The following is an 18,834-nucleotide window of genomic DNA, read 5'->3' as shown; positions in this document are numbered from 1 at the left end:
TTGCTGGCAACCCTGCAGGCCCAAATCGACCGGACGCGGGAGGCGGAGGCCGGGGTGCGGGCCAGCGAGGCGAAATATCTCGGACTGTTCGAGGCCTCGCCCGACGCCATCTGCCTGTGGGATTTCGACGGCCGCATCCTGGATTGCAACGAAGCCGCCGTCCATCTTCTGGGGTTCGCCAGAGAAGAGTTCATCGGCATGAACGTCGGCGGATTGTTGCCTCCGGAACAGCTTCAGAATTTTTCCGAGTTCCGGAAAAAAATCCTGGCCGACGGGCGGGCGACCGTTAAAGTCCGATTCCTGACGAAATCCGGGGCGCGCATCCCCACCGAGGTCAGCATTCGGGTGGCCCGAATCGGGTCGGAGGACCGCATGGTCGTGCACGCCCGCGACCTCCGGCCCGGGGAGCGGGCGGAAGCCGTTAAATCCGCCCTCTACGAGATCTCCCAAGCGGCCAGCGGCGCAGCCGATCTGGCGACGCTCTATGCCCTCATTCGCAAAACCATCACGGCCCTGCTCCCCTACCCCAACTTCTATGTCGCCCTGATCGACGAGCCGGCGGGGTGGATCACCTTCCCGCTGTTCATCGACGAGTACGACGCCCCGCCCGCAGGCCGCCCGCTGGGGCGCGGGCTGACCGAATACGTGTTCCGATCGGGCCAACCGCTCCTGACGTCCTCCCAGAACACCCTCGCCCTCCGCGACGCCGGGGAGGTGGACCTTCTAGGCCAGCTGGCCGTCAATTGGCTGGGCGTCCCGCTCAAGATCGCGGAGGCCAAGATCGGCGTCATGGCCATTCAGACCTACCGGCCCCAAGAGCACATCGGACAGGAGGAGAAGGATCTGCTCCAGTTCCTATCCACCCAGGTGGCCCTGGCCATCGACCGGGTCCGGGCGCGGGAGCGGCTCCAGGCGTCGCTGGGCGAAAAGGAAGCCCTGCTGCGGGAGATCCACCACCGGGTCAAAAACAACCTCCAGATCATCTCCTCGCTGCTCAATCTGCAGGCGGGCTCCATCCACGATCAGGCGGCCCTCGAGAGCATCCGCGAGTGCCAATCCCGAATCCGGTCCATGTCCCTGGTCCACGAAAAGCTTTATCAATCCCAGAACTTGGCTCAAATCCAGTTCGCAGACTATATCCAGAGCTTGGCCGTGCACCTGTTCCATTTTTGGCGGATCGGAGCCGATCGGATTCGGCTCGAGACCAACCTTGACCCGGTCGTCATGGACATCAATACGGCCATCCCGGGCGGCTTGATCGTCAACGAGATGATCTCCAACGCCTTGGAGCACGCCTTTCCCGACGGCCGGGCGGGGACGGTCCGGATCACGCTCCGAGACTTGGGCTCGGAGACTTACGAGATCGCCGTACGGGACGACGGCGTCGGCCTGCCCGAGGGATTCGATCCCGCGGCTGGGGGAACGCTGGGCCTGCAGCTCATCGATCTGCTGGCCCGCCAGCTGGGGGGAGAGGTCCGCCTCACCCGCGAAGGCGGAACTTCGTTCGCCGTGACGTTCAAGGAACAGAAGACCCGGCCGCGGGCCTAAGTCCGGCCTTTTCTCCCAATTCATGTTCGGATAGAATAGGACAAGGACAAACAGATGGCCAAGATCAAGATCCTTGTCGTCGAGGATGAAAGCCTCGTCGCCAAGGACATCCACAACATGCTGCGCGGCCAGGGCTACGATGTCGTGGGCGTCCTATCCACCGGCGAGGAAGCCCTGCAGGCCGTCCGCACCTCCCCCCCCGATCTGGTCCTTATGGATATCGTCCTCAAAGGCGAGATCGACGGCATCGCGGCCGCCGAGACGATTTGGGAGGAATACGGCATCCCGGTTATCTACCTGACCGCCTACGCCGACGAGACCACGCTGGCCCGGGCCAAGATCACCGAGCCGTTCGGCTACATCCTCAAGCCTTTCGACGAGCGCGAGCTCCAGACGACCATCGAGATGGCCTTCTTCAAAGCCAAGATGGACAAGACCCTGCGCGAGCGCGAGGAATGGCTGTCGACGGTCCTGCGCAGCATCGGCGACGGCGTCATCGCCGCCGACGCCGAAGGCCTGGTCACGTTCCTGAATCCTCTGGCCGAGCGGCTGACCGGCCTGGAGCGGCACGAAATCCTGGGACGCCCGCTGTCGGAGATCCTGCCCGTTCGGCTGGACGCGGCGGACTTCGATCCGGAAGGCAGAGCCCTGCGAACCGAGGAAGGCGTCCTGACGGACAAGGCCGGCCGGAGCCTGCCGATCGAACAGACGGTTTCGCCGATCCGCGGCCGGAGGCCGACCGCCGCCGGCCATGTTCTCATCTTTCGCGATATCACCGCGCGCAAGAAAGCCGAAACCGAGATCCGGCAGAGCACGGAGCGTCTGAAAAAAGCCCTGGCCGGCACGATCCAGGCCATGGCCATGACGATCGAGATGCGCGACCCCTATACGGCCGGCCACCAGCGCCGCGTCAGCAAGCTGTCCTGCGCCATTGCGGCCCGGATGGGGTTGCCGCCCGAACAGATCGAAGGCATTCGGATGGCCGGCGAAATCCACGACGTCGGCAAGATCTACGTCCCGGCCGAGATTCTGAGCAAGCCCGGACAGCTGACGGAGATCGAATTCTCCATCATCCGGACCCATGCCCAGGTCGGCTACGACATCCTCAAAACGATCGAATTCCCTTGGCCGATAGCCAAAATCGTGCATCAGCACCACGAACGCATGGACGGTTCCGGATATCCCAGCGGGCTGCGCGGCGAAGCCATCCTTTTGGAGGCCCGCATCGTCTGCGTCGCCGACATCGTCGAAGCCATGTCTTCCCACCGGCCCTACCGTCCGGCCCGCGGCGTCGAAGCGGCTCTCGAAGAAGTGTCCCGCGGCCGCGGTCGGCAGTACGATCCCGACGTCGTCGACGCCTGCCTGGCCTTGTTCCGCCAGGATGGCTTCCGCTTCGAGTGACATGCGCAGGACCGGAACCTTCCTGTTCTTGGCCGCTTCCGTCGTCTTCTCCCTCGGGGGGCTGACGGCCTTCGTCCTCATCTTCGCCCGCCACATGAACGTCTATTGGTTCATCTTGTCGCCCTTGATCCTGGCCGTCTACCAGTTTCCGGGCGTGGTTATGCTGTGGCTGTGGCGGCGGAGGAAAAAAATGGATTCGCCGACTCCCGAAGAAACCAGCGATGAGAAGGTCTAAGCGCTGAAAGCGCTTGGTGATCAAACACCCCCGACGGGATTCGAACCCGTGTTGCCGCCGTGAAAGGGCAGTGTCCTGGGCCTCTAGACGACAGGGGCGCGCGGAAAAAAAATGAGCCGTGCTGGGCTCGAACCAGCGACACCCGGCTTAAAAGGCCGGTGCTCTACCACTGAGCTAACGGCCCTGCTCGAGAGCGCTTATTTATAGCGGATTGCCCGTCTTGAGTCAAGGCGGAGCATCTAAAAACGACAAGGGGCCGAACCCCCGCCCTCGCCCCGGAGCGCTTGCAGCGCCCGCGGGAGATGCGCGGATCCGGCCCCGCAGAATCCGTTCCGACCGGAGATCTTTTAGATCGCCTGGAACTTAACGATGATCCAGCGGCCGCGGTGGGCGACGTTCAGGGCCTCGTCTTTCAAGTTATACATCACGATCTGGAGGGCGAAGTTCTTGACCGAGCCGTCCTTGGCCGTGATGGCGACTTCGAGGTCCTTGGTGTGGATCTCGCCCTTAAGGTCGCGGATGGCGGCCAACTGGCCGGCCCCGAGCGAGAAGTTGGTGATGTCCTCTTCCTTCTGGGCGGCGGCCTTGGCGTCGTTATAGCCCTTTTTGAGGTCGTTGTGGGCGGCATACTCGGCGTCGTACGCCTTCTGGGCCGCGTCGACCTTGACCTTGGCGGCCGCGCGGGCGGCGCCGGTGCGAGCCGTGTCATACTCGTCCTTGGCCCCGTCGAGGGCATCCTTGGCCTTCATGACCGGCTCGATATGGCCTTCCATCTTCTTCTTGATGTCCAGCTCCTGGGCGTTGAGGTCGGGGAGCTTGGCCGGCTCGATCTTCTCCTCGCTGGTCTTGGTGATTTTCCAGCTCGCGACGTCCATGGTTACGGGTTCCAGGGCCATGGTCGAGAGCGTGGTCACGTCGTTCAGGGTAACGGCGTGGAAGTAGTTCTGGAGAAGTCCCTTTTCGGGGTTGGACTTGCAGCTCGTCACAGCGAACAGCACCAACAGCGCCGACAGGACGATCAGGCTTTTTTTCCTCATTGTTCCTCCTTCCAGTCTTTCTGTAGACATTATTTCCGAAAACGGTTTGATTTTCAAGACAAAAAGACAGCCCGTTCCGGACGGCAAGGGCAAAACTCCCCTGCTTGGGCATTATAGGGTCGGGCCCGGCAAAAAGCAACCGCGCCGGTTCGTTGAGTCCCCCTCCGGATTGTGCTATATATCCCCTTCTGCCGCCGTCAATTTATCTTCCGAGGACGAGGTTTCATATGGCCAAGGGAATCATAGAAACCGTAGTCGCCCGGCATCGCAAGGACCGGACCCGCCTCCTGGACATCATCCGCGATGTCCGGCAGGAGCAGGGCCGGATCAAGCCCGGGGACGCGGACAAGATCGCCGCCCTCCTCGGCGTCTCTTCGATCGAAGTGGAGGGCGTCGTCACTTTCTACCACTTCTTCGGGAACGACGCCGCAGGGACCTACGCCGTCTACCTGAACTCCAACATCGTAGCCGCCCTAAAGGGCCGCGCCGCCGTGGCCGCCGCCTTCGAAAAGGCCGCCGGCATCCCCTTTGGGAGCGTCACCCCGGACGGGCGGATCGGGCTCCATGACACGTCCTGCATCGGGATGAACGACCAGGAACCGTCCGCGATCATCAACGGGACGATCTTCACCCGCCTGACACCGGCCAAGGCCAAAGCCCTGGTCGCCGCCATGCTGGCCGGAAAGGACGTTCGCAAGCTGGCCGTCCCCCTGGGCGACGGGGCCAATGCCTCCAAGCTGGTCCGGTCCATGGTCCGCAACAACATCCGCCGGAAAGGGCCGATCCTGTTCGCGCCTTTCCGCTCCGGCGCGGCCCTGAAAAAGGCCGCGGCCGCCGCACCCGAGGACGTCATTGTCGAGGTCAAGCGGGCCAACCTGCTCGGCCGCGGCGGAGCCGGATTTCCCACGGGGCTCAAATGGGAGTTCTGCCGGCGCGAGAAAGGCGACCGGCATTACGTCGTCTGCAACGCCGACGAGGGCGAGCCCGGGACGTTCAAGGACCGGGTCATCCTGACCGAGATGCCGCACCTCCTGTTCGAGGGCATGGCCCTGGCGGGCTACGCGGTCGGGGCGTCCGAAGGCGTCCTGTATCTGCGCGGCGAATACGCCTACCTCAAGCCTCACCTGGAAAATGTCCTGGCCGGCCTGCGCAAGAAGAAATGGCTCGGCCGCGGGATCGCCGGCAAGAAGGGCTTCGCCTTCGATATCACGATCAAGCTCGGCGCCGGCGCCTACGTCTGCGGCGAGGAATCGGCCCTGATCGAGTCCGCTCAGGGCAATCGGGGAGAGCCGCGCGACAGGCCCCCCTACCCCATCCAAAACGGGTATTTCGGGCGTCCGACGACGGTCAACAATGTCGAAACGCTGTGCGCGGCGGCCCGGATCCTGGAAAAGGGCGCCGACTGGTTCAAGGCCCTGGGCACCCCCCGCTCCTCGGGCACCAAGCTATTGAGCGTTTCGGGGGACTGCCGCAAGCCGGGCGTCTACGAGATCCCCTTCGGGATGTCCGTGGCCGCGCTTCTGCAAGCGGCCGGCGGCAGCGACGCCCGGGCCGTCCAGGTCGGCGGCCCTTCGGGCGCCTGCATCCCGCGGGCCCAATTCGACCGCAAGATCGCCTTCGAGGACCTGCCCACGGGCGGATCGATCATCGTCTTCGGCCCCGAACGGGACCTGTTCGAGGTCGTCCACAACTTCATGGAGTTCTTCGTCGAGGAATCCTGCGGCTGGTGCGCCCCCTGCCGGGCCGGCAACGTCCTGCTCAAGCGCAAGCTGGAGAAGATCATGGCGGGCAAGGGGACTCCGCGCGACCTGGAGGAGATCGAGGCCTGGGGCAAGACGATCAAGGCCATGAGCCGCTGCGGCCTGGGCCAGACATCCCCCAACCCGATCCTGACGACCATCCAAAACTTCCGCGAAATGTACTTGGCCCGCATCCATACCGACCGGGCCTTCATCCCCGAGTTCGACCTGGCGGAGTCGGTTCGCGACGCCGCCGCCGTCACTGGGCAAGCGTTTGCCGAGCACGCCGCGGAGGCCGACCATGAATAAGCCGAAAACGACCAAGGCCAAGCCCGCCCCCGCCCCTGGGATCAAGTTTTCCATCGACGGCCGGGAGTGCCTGGCCCGCGCCGGCCAGACCATCCTGGAGGCGGCCAAGGACAACGGGATTTACATCCCCTCGCTGTGCGCCTACGACGGCCTCAAACCGGCCGGCAGCTGCCGCATCTGCACCGTCCGGGTGGGCGGCCGCCACCAAGCCGCCTGCACTTTCCCGGTCAGCGACGGCATGTCGGTGGAAAGCGCCGTGCCCGACCTGGAGGACATGCGCAAGGCCGTCGTCGAAATGCTCTTCGTCGAGGGCAACCACATGTGCCCGACCTGCGAAAAAAGCGGCAACTGCGAGCTGCAGGCCCTGGCCTACCGGTTCCAGATGCTGGTCCCCCGCTTCCCCTACCTCTTCCCTAAGAAGGATGTCGAGCCGGCCGGGACGAAGCTCCTGATGGAGCAGAACCGCTGCGTCAAGTGCCTGCGCTGTGCCCGGGGTATCCGGACCGCGGACAACAAGGCCGTCTTCGGCTCTCTCCACCGATCCCGCAAGAAAAAGATGTTCGTCGACCTCGGCCTGGCCTCGGCCCTGTCCGAGCGTTGGGCCCGGACGGCCATGGACCGCTGTCCGGTAGGCTGCATCCTACGCAAGGAGGTCGGGTTCGCCGTGCCCATCGGCCGGCGGAAATACGACCAGGCCCCCATCGGCAGCGACATCGAGAAGCCGAGGAGCTAGGAGACAGCCATGAGCAAACCCGTCATCGCCACCGCGTCCCTGGCCGGCTGCTTCGGCTGCCACATGTCGATCCTGGACATCGACGAGCGGATCCTCCAGCTCGTCGAGCTGGTCGAGTTCAACAAGTCGCCGGTCGACGACATCAAGACCATCACCAAGCCCGTCGACGTCGGCCTCATCGAGGGCGGCTGCTGCAACAGCGAGAACGTCGAGGTCTTACGGTCCTTCCGCAAGAACTGCAAGGTCCTCATCTCGCTCGGCGAGTGCGCCATCATGGGCGGCCTGCCGGCCATGCGCAACGGCATCCCCATCCGGGAATGCCTGGAGGAGGCCTACTACCGCTCCCCGACCATCGATCCGTCCGACGCCCGGATCATGCCCAACGACGAAGACCTGCCGATCATCCTGGATAAAGTCTATCCCAACCACGAAATTGTCCCGGTGGACTACTACCTGCCGGGCTGTCCGCCCTCGGCCGACCTGATCTGGAAGGCGCTGGTCGCCCTGCTCGAGGGCAAGCCCCTGGATCTAAGCTACGGCCTGCTCAAGTTCGATTAAGAAGGACACCATGGCACGCAAGATCACCATCGAACCCGTCACCCGCGTCGAGGGCCACGGCAAGGTCACCATCCACTTGGACGACCACCACAAAGTGGCCCAGGCGCGGCTCCACATCGTCGAATTCCGCGGCTTCGAACGGTTCGTCCAAGGCCGCCCCTATTGGGAAGCGCCCGTGCTCGTCCAGCGGCTGTGCGGCATCTGCCCGGTCAGCCATCACCTGGCCGCGGCTAAAGCCATGGACGCCATCGCCGGCGTCGGCCCCGAGGGCCTTTCCCCGACGGCCGAAAAGATGCGCCGCCTGATGCACTACGGCCAGATGTTCCAGTCGCACGCCCTACACTTCTTCCACCTGGCCTCGCCCGACCTGCTCTTCGGCGCCGACGCCGACCCGGCCGTCCGCAACGTCATCGGCATCATCGCCCACGACCGCGAGCTGGCCACCCGGGCCGTGCTGCTGCGCAAGTTCGGGCAGGAGATCATCCTGGCCACCGCCGGCAAGAAGATCCACGGCACCGGCGCCATCCCGGGCGGGATCAACAAAAACCTCAGCCCGGAGGAGCGCGACTCGTTCCTTAAGGGCCCGGCCCCCATGAATGTCGACACGATGATCGACTGGGCCGAGAACGCGGTCGAATTCCTAAAGGGCTGGCAGGCCAAGAATCGCGAGCTGGCCGACGGCTTCGCCGCTTTCCCCTCGAACCATTTGAGCTTGGTCCGCAAGGACGGCGCCCTGGACTTCTACCACGGGGCCTTGCGGGCGGTGGACGCCGACGGTCGGCGGATCCTGGACGACGTCGACTACAACGACTATCTGGCCTACATCGGCGAAGAGGTCAAGTCCTGGAGCTACATGAAGTTCCCGTACCTCAAGTCGATCGGCAAGGAGAACGGCTGGTACCGAGTCGGTCCCCTGGCCCGGCTCAACGTCTGCGACTTCATCCCCAGCCCGCGGGCCCAGAAGCAGTTCGAAGTCTTCCGGGCCTATACCGGCGGCAAACCCAACAACATGTCCCTGCACATGCACTGGGCCCGGCTGATCGAGCTGCTTCACAGCGGCGAGGTCATCAAGCAGCTCCTCGTCGACCCCGACCTGCAAAAGGACGACCTCGTCCGCAAGGGCAAGAAGGCGGGCGAAGGCGTGGGGCTGGTCGAAGCGCCGCGCGGAACCCTGTTCCATCACTACCAGGTGGACGGCGACGACCGGATCAGCATGGCCAACCTGATCGTCTCGACGACCAACAACAACGAGCCGATGAACCGGGCCGTCGACTGGGTGGCCCGCCACGTCATCGAGGGCCAGACCAAGATCACCGAAGGCATGCTGAACCGGGTCGAGATCGCCATCCGGGCCTACGATCCCTGCTTGAGCTGCGCCACCCACGCCCTGGGGCGGATGCCGCTCGAAATCGAAATGGTCGATGCGGCCGGGACAGTTGTCGATAGGAAGCGAAGATAAGCGAAGAAGGGTCTCCTCTCGCGAATCCGGGAACCGAGGTCCGGAGTGCCGGCCCGGCGGCTTCGGGCTCTTCTCGCCTTTTCCCACAGCTCTCTTCGGCGCCTCGGAACTCCGCATTCGAGATTTCCCGGTCTTTGAGATCTTCCCTCCATTTCGATTCCGTCAGATGGTCGCGTGCTCAAACAGCCCTCGGCGCCTGGCCCGAGCCAGGTTCCCTCAGAGCGTTGTGGAAAAAGGCGCCGCCCTCGCGATTTCGCCGTTGGCCGGCACCCCGAACCTCGTGGATGTTCCCGGATTCGGGATGGGTTTCGGCGGGGCATACCCCTCGCCCCTATCGCAGAATTCCTAAGAGAACAAAAAATCCCAACTCGACTGGATTAACTCCGCAGTGGCCTCCTCTCCAAGAGGGAGTGAAAAGCTAAGTTTTAAGAAGCGGCCATGAAAACACTAATCATCGGCATCGGCAATCCCGGCCGCGGCGACGACGGGCTGGGGCCGGCGCTCGTCGAGCGCCTGGCGGAAGTCGAAAAGGGCAGTCTGGCCGAAGGCGCGGTCGTCGAAGCGCCGGGCGGCATTTCGGCCGTCTGGAAATATCAGCTCAACATCGAGGACGCCCATCTGATCAAGGATTTCGACGCGGTCGTCTTCGCCGACGCCGCGATCGACGGCGAGTCGGTCAGGCTAGCCGAGCTGACGCCGGCCGCTGCAATCACTTTCACGACCCACGAATTGAGCCCGGGAGCGGTCCTGGCCTTGGCCGACGAGCTTTATGGGAAGGCGCCTGCGGGATGGCTGCTTTCGATGCCCGGCCGCGATTGGGAGTTGGGGGCAGGCTTGTCCGAGCCAGCCGGCGAACAACTGGATAAAGCCGAGGCTCTTTTGCGGGAATGGCTGGCCAAAGATCGGAATTCCGTTTAATCCTTCTCGGATGACAAAAGATCCCCACGTCGCGCCTTCAGCGCTCCTCGGGATGACGAAGGGGCATAAAGTCAGGCTGCGACCCGCATGTTATAATTGGTTGAGGTTCCGGCCATGAATAAACAGATCTACGTCCTGCGCGACATCCTCGGCACGAACCAGAAGGTGGCGGCCGAGATCAAGGCGGCCTGTGAAGAGCGCGGTATCCTGGTCCTCAACCTGATGAGCTCGCCCGGGGCCGGCAAGACCACCCTGCTCGAGAAGCTGGCCGACCGGTTGAAGGGCAGTCATCCCATGGCCGTCATCGAGGGCGACATCGAGACCGAACGCGACGCCGAGCGCATCCGGGCCAAGGGCGTCCCCGCCTGGCAGATCACGACCGGCGGCGCCTGCCACCTGGAGGCCAAGATGATCGCCCGCGTCCTGCCCGAGGTCAGCCCGGAAATCGACTTTCTGTTCATCGAGAACGTCGGCAACCTGGTCTGCCCGGCCTCGTACGACCTCGGCGAGCGCCTGCGCATCGTCCTCCTATCGTCGCCCGAGGGCGACGACAAGCCCAAGAAATATCCCAAGGCTTTTCTGACGGCCCAGGTCCTGATCATTACCAAATCCGACCTGCTCCCCTATCTGCCGTTCGACGTCGAGCGGGCCAAGAAAGAGGCCCTCGAGCTCAACCCGGGACTCCGCGTCTTCGTCGTCTCGGCCCTGACCGGCGAGGGCTTGGACGAGCTGACCGCCTTCCTCCTGGCCTCCCGCGAGGCGTTGCGGGCCGGCTATGCATGAGCTTTCGGTCGTCGCCTCGTTCGTCGAGACCGTCGAAGGCCTGGTCCGCGAGCACAAGGCCAAGTCGGCGACCGCCATCTGGATCAAGGTCGGGCCGCTCTCGGGAGTCGTACCCGAGCTACTGGAGTCCGCCTTCGACATGTACCGCAAGGGGACGGTCGTCGAGAACGCGCGCCTGGTTGTCGAGAAGACGCCGCTAAAGGCCCTTTGCCGGGCCTGCCGGGCGGAGACCGAGCGGGCGGACTACTCGCCCGCCTGCCCGGCCTGCGGCTCGACCGACTTGGAGCTTACCGGCGGGACGGATCTGATCCTCGAGCGGGTCGAGCTCGAGACGGACTAGCGGGTCGAGCTCGAGACGGACAAGTTCGAGCTTTGCTCTTCGTGCAGTTCCCTTTTGTCGTCCCGAGCTCCGCCATTGGTTTTCATTGTCATCCCGAGGCCCTGCCGTGGGGATCTAAGAGAGGTTGCCACGTCCGACGCTGCGTCGTCCTCGCAATGACGGATTGATGCTAGGCTCTCTTTTGCCACGCCCTATGCGGAGCATAAGGCTCGCAATGACGGATCAGTGGCAAGAAATTATTTCTCCGCGGCGATCCAGGCGATCCCGTACATCAACCGGGAGGTCTTCTCCATCAGCTCGCCGCTGACCTTGTCGACGCTGTCGCTCGTCTGGTGCAGGTCCGGCGTCACGGCGCTGAAGGGCCACAGCCAGGGGATCTTGACGTCGTTGAACGAGCTGTGATCGCTGTCGCCGAAGGAAATGCCCCCTGTCTTGGCCGCCCGCAGGTAGAGGTCGAGCCCGACATAGCGGTCGGCCTCGCGGGCCGCTTCGCCCAGGGACGAGCCTTCCTGGAAGTGGATGAGCATGAAGTTGGCCGGGGTGACGGCCTTCAGGAACTCGGGCGAAGAGGGGACCCCCATCGTCCGGGCGGCGAAGGCCAGGCTCTTCTCGTCGTAAGCCCGGCTCATCATGTCGAAATTCAGATAGGTCACGATCTTCAGGCCGGGCACGGGCGGGTGCTTGACGAAGTATTCGGATCCGAGCAGGCCTTTCTCCTCGCCCGTCCAGAGAGCAAAGATGATCGTCCGCTTGGGCTTCTTGGGATTGGCGGCGAAGGCCTGGGCCAGGTTGAGGACGCCGACGCTGCCGGAACCGTTGTCGTCGGCGCCGTTGAAGATGTAATCCTCGAAGCGGCCGGTGTGGTCGAGGTGGGCGCCGATGACGATCGCCTCGGACTTGAGAGCCGGGTCGGAACCCTCGATCATCCCGACGACGTTGATGCCGCGGGCCATTTGGGTCTTGAGGGTCGAGGCGATGGTCAGGCTCGCTCCGGGGACGTCGAAAGAAGCGGGCTTCTTGGCCTGGTCGATCGCCTTCTTGGCCGACTCGAGCGTCCGGCCGGCGGCGGCCAGGATGGCGTCGGCGGTGCGGTTGCTGATCTGCATCATGACCGGCTTGTCCCAGGGCATGGGCACGGCCGCGCCGGGAATCGACATCTGCCGGTAGGGCTTGTGGATGATGGGCGTCTCGTCCGGAACACTCTTGGCCGGCAGGAGGGATTTATACCGGGCCATGTCCTGACCGGCCGGGTTGACCGTCAGGATGGCGGCCGGACCCCGCTTGACCAGGGCTTCGAGCCTGGGCGACATCCCCGACATGGACATCCCCGACACCATGCCGGGGGGCATGGGCTTGCCGGCGATGAAGGGCGGCGCACCGGACAGGACGAGGACGACCTTGCCCTTGACGTCGATGTCCTTGAGGTCGTCATACTTGGCGTCTTTGTCGACAACACCGTAGCCGGCGAATACGACCGGCGCGGTCAGGACGTCGCCCGTGGCTGCCTGGGAGGAATAGTCGGCGCCGGCCTGGAACTCGCGGTTCAGGACCGCCTGGCCGTGGCGGACTTCCAGGGCCATCCGGCTGGACGTTTCCAGGGTTTCCTGCAGGGGGAACTCCTGCCAGAAAGTCTTCTGGGGCGGCTTCGGCGCAGCGGTGGCGCCCGAGAAGTATTGGGCCATGCTGAAGGAGCGGGGCGCGAAGTCGCCCATCGGGGTCAAGCCCCACATGCCGAAGAGCGAGGCGGCGTATTCGGCCGCCAGCTGATAGCCGCGCGTTCCCGCTTCCCGGCCCTCGAGAAGGTCGGAGGCGATGAACGTCAGCATCGACAGGGAGCCCCGGGCGCTGATCGTGTCGAACCCGGCCTTGATGTCGGCGGGCGGGGCCTCGGGCTTGGCGACCTTGACCAGGGTCTTGGAGAAATCCTCGGTCTTGGCGGCGGGCGGCGTCTGGGCCGCGGCCGTCAACAAAAGGGTGAAGGCAAGCAGGGCCACAAGGGCGGTTTTTTTCATGAGCAGGACCTCCTCAGAAATCGATGCGGCGAGTCCAAGGATTGGCCTGCAGGAGGCAAACCAATCCTCGTCCCTTGATTATATACGACGCGCCAAGAAGAATGGTTTCTTATGGCCATCTTCTCGTCATTGCGAGCGACGGGATGACAACCCGATCTTACGAAATCTCCCCGGTTAGATAGGCGCGGGTCCGGGGATCGCGCGGCGCGGCGAACACTTCGGCCGCCGGCCCGTGCTCGACAAGCTCGCCCAAATAGAGAAACGCGATATAGTCCGCGATCCGCCGGGCCTGCCGCAGGATGTGGGTGACGACGATGACGGTGTAATCGGCCTTAAGCGCGATCAGCCGCTGCTCGACGATGCGGCTCGACTGCGGGTCGAGGGCCGACGTCGGCTCATCGCCCAGGATGATCTCCGGCTCGACGGCCAAGCCCCGGGCCAGGCACAGACGCTGCTGCTGCCCGACCGAGAGGCGCGAGGCCGGGGCATGCAAGCGGTCCTTGACCTCTTCCCACAACCCGGCCGCCCGCAGCTCCTTCTCGACGACGACGGCCAGGGCAGTTTTGTCGCGCAACCCGTGCAGGCGCGGCCCATAGGCGATGTTATCGAAGATCGACATCGGCAGGACTTGGGGTTTCTGGGACAGCAGGCCCATTTTCTTGCGGACCCGCGTGACCTCGACCCGGGGATCGTTGATGTCGTCCTCGTCGACGAAGATGCTGCCCGTGATCCGGACGTCGTCAACCGAGTCCAGCAGGCGGTTGAGGGACTTGAGCAGCGTCGTCTTGCCGCAGCCCGAAGGCCCGATGATGACGGTGATCTTGCGGTCGGGGACGTCCAAGCTGACGTCCCGCAGGACGGGCTGGCCGCCGAAGGCGACGCTGAGATGGCTGATGCGGAGATGGGTGGTTTCGTTCATTGGATGGTGTGCTTCTTGAGTTTGCGGCTCAGCCAGCGGGCGGCCAGGCTGACGATCAGGATGATCAGGGTCAGCACGGCGGCCGAGGCATAGGCCCGGGCCCGGACCTCGGGGAAGGGCGTGCCCAGCTGGAAAAAGATGGCCAGCGGCAGGGTGGCCGCCGGCTGAAAGAGCGAGGTCGGCAGGCTGTCGGTGAAACCGGCCGTGAACAGGACCGAGGCGGCGTCGCCGACACCGCGGCCGAAGGCGATGAGCACGGCCGTCAGCAAGCCCGGCAGGCACTGGCGCAGAACGACCCGCACGGCCGTCTCCAGCCGGGTGGCGCCGAGCGAGGCCGAGGCGTCCTTGAGGGCGGCCGGGACGAGCCGCACGACTTCGTCCATGGAGCGGGCCATGATCGGCAGCTCGAGCAGCGCCACGATGATGATGCCGGCCAGGAGCGAGGCCCGCAGGCCGACGAGCGCCATGATCAGAAACCCAAAGGCGCCATAGACGATCGAGGGAATGCCCCAGAGGACGTCCAGGGCGAAGCGGACCCGCAACGCCGCGCCCGACTTGGACCGGGTCTCCATGTCCAAGAACAAAGCCAGGGGCAGGCTCAGGAGGAAAGCCAGCAGAGTCGCCCCGCCGGCCAAATAGAGCGAACCCAGGATGGCGTTCAGGATGCCGCCTTCCTTGCCGAGGTAATATCCGCCCTTGGGCGTCTTCGTGATCATATCCAAGTTGAGGGCCGGGAAGCCCTTGACCACGATCGTCCCGACGATGAGCAGGAGGCTGCCCATGACAATCCCGGTCGCAATGATCATCAAGGCTTTGAAGAAACGCTCTTCGGCCCGACGGCGGCGGTGGTTGCCCATCGCCGACCAGAATCGGCGACGGCTAGCCATTTCCGTCTGGCGCCGGAACTGTCTTGTCATTCGACCCTCCGTTCGATCCGGGTCAGGGTGATCCGTGCGCCCAGGTTGAAAACGAGGACGACGAGCAGAAGGACGAGGGCGGCCAGCATGAGCGCCGAATCGTAGAGCGGCACCGACATCATTTCGCCGTAGTTGTTGGCGATGAGCGCCGGCAGCGGATAGGCGCTGTCGAACAGCGACTTGGGGACCTGGGCCATGTTGCCTACGACCATGAGCACGGCCATGGTCTCACCGAAAGCCCGGGAGAACCCCAGGACGACGGCGGCGAAAACCCCTGGCGCACCCTTGCGCAGGACGACGTGCTTGACGGTCTCCCACCGGGTGGCGCCCAAGGCCAGGGACGCGTCGCGCAGGTCCCGCGGCACGGCAGCAAAGACTTCCAGGCAGACCAGGATGATGGTCGGGAAGACCATGATGGCCAAGACGACGGCTCCGGACAGGACGGAATAGCCGGAGGAATAAGTCCCCAGCCATCCGGCCAGCTTGGCGACGAACGGCACCACCATCAGGACGCCCCAGACGCCGAAGACGACCGACGGGATGCCCGATAGAAGATCGACGAACGACTTGGCCGCCCCCCGGACGGACCGAGGCGCATATTCGGACAAGTAGATGGCCGTGAGCAAAGACACGGGGACGGCCAGGATCATGGCCGTCAGCGTGACCCAGAAGGTGCCCAGGATGAACGGAAAGAAACCGAAGCTGCCTTTGAGCGGTTTCCACTCCGAGCCGAAGAGAAGCGAGGTCAGGGGCTTGAGGCCCAGGATGCCGCGCGACTTGTAATAGAGCCCGAATAGGATGAGGACGACGAGCAAGCCGGGCAGGAACGAAATCAGGCGCATCGAGCGCCGCGCCCGGCGGTCTCGGCCCAACCTCGCGGCGTCGCTCCTCATGGCCCTCCCCGCTTTCGGCTCCGCGTTTCCGGCCTTACTTGCCGGTCAGTCGAGCCAGCCCGGCGGCCAGCTTGTCCTTGGCCAGCGGGATGTATCCGGTCTCGGGGACGAAGGCCTGGCCTTCGGCCAGAACCCATTTTATGAAAGCGACGACCGCGGGATTGGCCGGCTTCCCTTTGGTCACGAAATAGAGGTCGCGGGCCGGGGGCGAAGGATACTTGTTGCCCGCGATGGCCGTGGTGATGTCGTCGCGGGTGGCATAGATGCTTTCGGCCGGATCGATGCGGCCGTTGCCGTCGAGATCGATGGGGACGATCTCGAGGCCCTCGATCGGCTTGAGGGTTTTGGCGTCATAGGCGAAGTTGATGTTGTTGTAACCGATGGCCAGCGGGTCGCGGCGGGCCGCGTCGGCCAGCCCGGGATCGCCGTAGACCCCGACGCCGCCCAGGTCCTCCTGCCGCTTGCCCAGGAAAGCGGCCCAGGTCTCCGCCGCTCCGCAGGCGTCGGACCGAGTGAACACCCGGACGGGCTGCTTGTCCGGGGTTCCCAGGGCTTGGCCCCAAGTCAGAGGCTTGCCGGTGATCCATATGTCGATGAACGCGGCCCGGGTCAGTCCCTTGGACTTGATAGCGGCCATCAGGGGGTTCTTGGCGCTGATCGTAGCCACGACACCGTCCTTGGTCACGGCCAACGGGAAGGCCCCCTTGGCGACCTCGGCCGGCTGGATATCGCGCGAGACCAAGCCGATATCGACCATGCCGGTCAAGGCGTCGGTCAGCCCTTTGCCGGCGCCGCCGGCCTGAACGTCGATCTGAACCTGGGGATGGATTTTGCGGAACTCCTCGGCCCATTTGACGGCCATGGGATAGAGGGCCCAAGCGCCGGAGAGGCTGACTTTGCCTTGGACGACGGGAGGAGCCGCTTGAGCGAAGGCTGCGCCGGTGGCGGCCAGAACGGCGAGGATGAGGACGAGCGTCTTTTTCATGGTTGATCTCCGCGATTGATTTCAGTATCCGATCTGCAGCTTGACCAGGAAGGCGCGATTCAGCACCGCGCCCGCCTCGTTGCGAGTGTGCTCGTAATTGACTTGGATCTTGGTCTTGCCGACGATGAACCAGGTCAGGCCGGCGGAGGCGATATCGACTCGATCGGTCGCTTGGTCGCGGTTGACGTCCAAAGAATCGAACCGGATCAAGGCTTGGATTTTCTTGGGCAGGACGAAATATCCGGCCTGGGCGTACCAGCCCTGCTTATGAATCGCCGCATCGGCGGCCCGGATGAGCTCGGCTTTGAGGGAGAGCGTCGGCGAAACCCAGGCGGCCTCGAAGCCGGCCCGATCCCGGGTGACGGGGGCGGCTCCGGCGGTCGCCGAATGGCACCCGTTATAAAGGGAGGCGCCCAGCGCGAGACCGGAAAGGGGGCGGACGACGAGCCGCGCGGCGATGTCTTTCTGGTCGTTGGTGTCGGCCTTGTTGATCCCGGCGCCGTTGAAGACGCCGAGATAGTATTCGAACAGCGAAGCCTTGCCGGTCAGGGCAAGGCCGATGTCGCGGCCGTTGGACGAATTGTCCTGGCCGGGGACGAGCTTCGAGACCGCCTGGGCCAGGTTGATCCAATCGAGATCCGAAGTCGAGGTCATGTTTTCCAGGCTGAACGGGACCTTGAACTGGCCGATCCGCAGCCCCGCGGCGGCCGCAGGCGTCCAATCGATCTGGGCATCGATGAGGGCCGGACTCTTGAGGGCATCGATCTCGGCCTTGATCTTGATCGTCTTGGAGATCTCGCCGGCCAGGGCCAAACGCACCCGGCGGACGGAGAGACCGTCCACCCCGGCGCTCTGAGTGGTCGACAAAACCTGCGCGTACCCGGAAATCTTCAGCGGCTCGGCCGCCGTCACGGCGGACGCGGCGGCTTTATCCTGGGCGGAGGCGATCAGCCCCAAAGCGGGGAGGGCCCAGGCGAGAAGAAAAATCGCTTTGTTCGTCTTCATGTCATCTCCGCATCTCTTTGTCTATATAGTCTATTGTCATAGTCGACTATTAACTCACAAGCGATTCCCGGCCCTGACTCATTGATCATGAAGCCTCAGGCCTCCGACGGCCGGCGGCGTCCGCGGCTCAGGCGTCTCGCCGCGCAGGCCCGGGCGGCTTTCGTCCGTTCAACCACGTCGGCGAACGTCATCCGTTCCAGGATGGCGGCGATGGCGTCGCGCGTCTCTTTCCATACTCCCCTCAGGCCGCAGGAGCCTTCGCGCGGACAAACCTGACGGGCGGTGACGCTGACGCAGTCGATGGGCGCCAGCGGTCCGTCCATGACCCGAATGACTTCGGCCACGGAGATCTTTTCGGGAGGCTTGGCCAGGAGATATCCCCCATGGGGGCCTTTCCGGCTCCGCAGATATCCGGCCCGCTTGAGCATCAGCAGAATCTGCTCGAGGAAGCGCTCCGGGATATCCTGGGCGGCGGAAATGTCCTTGATATGGAGCGGGCCGTCGTCGCGGCGCAGGGAGAGCTCCAGCATGGCTCGGCTGGCGTACTCGCCCTTCGTCGAAAGCCTCATTGGACCTCCGTATTAGTAGTCGACTAGTTCAATCGACATAGTTATCTAACATATCCGGTCGGCGGAAGTCAACGGTTTTCGATCACGGTTTTCGATCACTTTTTTCCTCTAAGAAGGGCTCGGGGTTAGAGGGTCAAAACACGCTCACGCGCCCAGCGAGCGCGTTCGCTCCGCCGACTCGGTCGCTCCCCCTGCTGCGCAGGGGACCATGCTCGCTCCCTCGTCGATTGGTTTTGACCCTCCAAACCCCTCGCCCTGATTAAAAGAGACGGTTCAAACACAAAAACGCGATAATCTACTATGGCCGCAAACAAGCTTTTAAGTTAAAATTCCGCCCGACAAAACGATGAGCGAATCGAAATTCGAGAGAATTCTCCGCTGCCCGGCCTGCGACGGCACCCGTCTGCGCCCGGCCCGCCGCGGCACCCTCGACCGGGCGGCCCTGAACGCCGAGGCGATCAAGATCACCGACCG

The 18,834-nt window shown here is 64.0% G+C and carries 18 protein-coding genes and 2 tRNA genes; 10 read left to right on the top strand and 10 right to left on the bottom strand.

Annotated elements, in window-relative coordinates; genetic code table 11:
- From NTZ26_03770 to NTZ26_03760, 3 genes are all read left to right on the top strand, one after another.
- A partial coding sequence (locus NTZ26_03770; GenBank protein ID MCX6559609.1) for a PAS domain S-box protein occupies positions 1–1,548 on the top strand: 1,548 nt, incomplete at its 5' end.
- Between the two features lie 54 nt (positions 1,549–1,602).
- Positions 1,603–2,949 carry a response regulator gene (locus NTZ26_03765; GenBank protein MCX6559608.1) on the top strand — a complete coding sequence of 449 codons (1,347 nt, stop codon included), beginning with the start codon at positions 1,603–1,605 and terminating at the stop codon, positions 2,947–2,949.
- A 1-nt stretch (position 2,950) separates the two neighbouring features.
- Complete coding sequence (locus NTZ26_03760) at positions 2,951–3,184, top strand: hypothetical protein (protein MCX6559607.1); 234 nt, start codon at positions 2,951–2,953, stop codon at positions 3,182–3,184.
- 25 nt (positions 3,185–3,209) lie between these two features.
- Here NTZ26_03760 and NTZ26_03755 read toward each other — a convergent pair.
- The 3 genes from NTZ26_03755 to NTZ26_03745 all read right to left on the bottom strand — a co-directional run bounded on the left by NTZ26_03755 (position 3,210) and on the right by NTZ26_03745 (position 4,221).
- A tRNA-Glu gene (locus tag NTZ26_03755) sits at positions 3,210–3,282 on the bottom strand.
- Between the two features lie 14 nt (positions 3,283–3,296).
- Positions 3,297–3,368: transfer RNA gene (locus NTZ26_03750), tRNA-Lys, on the bottom strand.
- Between the two features lie 163 nt (positions 3,369–3,531).
- Positions 3,532–4,221, bottom strand: coding sequence for a hypothetical protein (locus NTZ26_03745; protein MCX6559606.1), 690 nt, complete (start codon positions 4,219–4,221; stop codon positions 3,532–3,534).
- A gap of 227 nt (positions 4,222–4,448) precedes the next feature.
- On the opposite strand from NTZ26_03745, the gene NTZ26_03740 reads away from it, so the two are divergent.
- From NTZ26_03740 to hypA, 7 genes are all read left to right on the top strand, one after another.
- Positions 4,449–6,269, top strand: coding sequence for an NAD(P)H-dependent oxidoreductase subunit E (locus NTZ26_03740; protein MCX6559605.1), 1,821 nt, complete (start codon positions 4,449–4,451; stop codon positions 6,267–6,269).
- On the top strand, positions 6,262–7,002 hold the full coding sequence (locus tag NTZ26_03735) for a 2Fe-2S iron-sulfur cluster-binding protein (protein MCX6559604.1): 741 nt from the start codon (positions 6,262–6,264) through the stop codon (positions 7,000–7,002). Before NTZ26_03740 ends, NTZ26_03735 begins: the two co-directional genes overlap by 8 nt.
- A 9-nt stretch (positions 7,003–7,011) precedes the next feature.
- Positions 7,012–7,560, top strand: a complete 549-nt coding sequence (locus tag NTZ26_03730) for an NADP oxidoreductase (protein ID MCX6559603.1) — start codon at positions 7,012–7,014, stop codon at positions 7,558–7,560.
- 10 nt (positions 7,561–7,570) lie between these two features.
- The gene (locus NTZ26_03725; GenBank protein ID MCX6559602.1) at positions 7,571–9,019 is read left to right on the top strand and encodes a Ni/Fe hydrogenase subunit alpha; all 1,449 of its coding nucleotides are present in this window, start codon (positions 7,571–7,573) and stop codon (positions 9,017–9,019) included.
- Between the two features lie 438 nt (positions 9,020–9,457).
- Positions 9,458–9,937 carry a hydrogenase maturation protease gene (locus NTZ26_03720; protein ID MCX6559601.1) on the top strand — a complete coding sequence of 160 codons (480 nt, stop codon included), beginning with the start codon at positions 9,458–9,460 and terminating at the stop codon, positions 9,935–9,937.
- A gap of 114 nt (positions 9,938–10,051) precedes the next feature.
- Positions 10,052–10,720, top strand: coding sequence for a hydrogenase nickel incorporation protein HypB (gene hypB, locus NTZ26_03715; protein ID MCX6559600.1), 669 nt, complete (start codon positions 10,052–10,054; stop codon positions 10,718–10,720).
- The gene (gene hypA, locus NTZ26_03710; GenBank protein MCX6559599.1) at positions 10,713–11,060 is read left to right on the top strand and encodes a hydrogenase maturation nickel metallochaperone HypA; all 348 of its coding nucleotides are present in this window, start codon (positions 10,713–10,715) and stop codon (positions 11,058–11,060) included. The genes hypB and hypA overlap by 8 nt, the downstream gene beginning before the upstream one ends.
- A gap of 236 nt (positions 11,061–11,296) precedes the next feature.
- Here the strand turns inward: hypA and NTZ26_03705 are convergent, their stop codons facing one another.
- The 7 genes from NTZ26_03705 to NTZ26_03675 form a co-directional block, all read right to left on the bottom strand.
- Complete coding sequence (locus NTZ26_03705; GenBank protein MCX6559598.1) at positions 11,297–13,072, bottom strand: M20/M25/M40 family metallo-hydrolase; 1,776 nt, start codon at positions 13,070–13,072, stop codon at positions 11,297–11,299.
- 157 nt (positions 13,073–13,229) lie between these two features.
- Positions 13,230–13,991 carry an ATP-binding cassette domain-containing protein gene (locus tag NTZ26_03700; protein MCX6559597.1) on the bottom strand — a complete coding sequence of 254 codons (762 nt, stop codon included), beginning with the start codon at positions 13,989–13,991 and terminating at the stop codon, positions 13,230–13,232.
- Positions 13,988–14,848 (bottom strand): ABC transporter permease subunit, encoded by an 861-nt coding sequence (locus NTZ26_03695; protein ID MCX6559596.1) that lies wholly within the window; start codon positions 14,846–14,848, stop codon positions 13,988–13,990. The genes NTZ26_03700 and NTZ26_03695 overlap by 4 nt, the downstream gene beginning before the upstream one ends.
- 56 nt (positions 14,849–14,904) lie before the next feature.
- Entirely contained in the window at positions 14,905–15,750 is an 846-nt protein-coding gene (gene pstC, locus NTZ26_03690; GenBank protein ID MCX6559595.1) for a phosphate ABC transporter permease subunit PstC, read from the bottom strand.
- A gap of 85 nt (positions 15,751–15,835) precedes the next feature.
- A complete protein-coding gene (locus NTZ26_03685; protein MCX6559594.1) occupies positions 15,836–16,786 on the bottom strand; it encodes a substrate-binding domain-containing protein in 951 nt (316 codons plus the stop codon).
- Positions 16,787–16,807: 21 nt separating this feature from the next.
- A complete protein-coding gene (locus NTZ26_03680) occupies positions 16,808–17,791 on the bottom strand; it encodes a porin (protein ID MCX6559593.1) in 984 nt (327 codons plus the stop codon).
- A 95-nt stretch (positions 17,792–17,886) separates the two neighbouring features.
- Entirely contained in the window at positions 17,887–18,360 is a 474-nt protein-coding gene (locus NTZ26_03675) for an Rrf2 family transcriptional regulator (GenBank protein ID MCX6559592.1), read from the bottom strand.
- Between the last annotated feature and the right edge of the window lie 474 nt (positions 18,361–18,834).

Source organism: Candidatus Aminicenantes bacterium (genome assembly GCA_026393855.1).
In the GTDB taxonomy this organism is placed as follows: Bacteria; Acidobacteriota; Aminicenantia; order Aminicenantales; family UBA4085; genus UBA4085.
The sequence above is the reverse complement of the archived record's forward strand: the minus strand, read 5'-3'. Positions and strand labels throughout refer to the sequence as shown.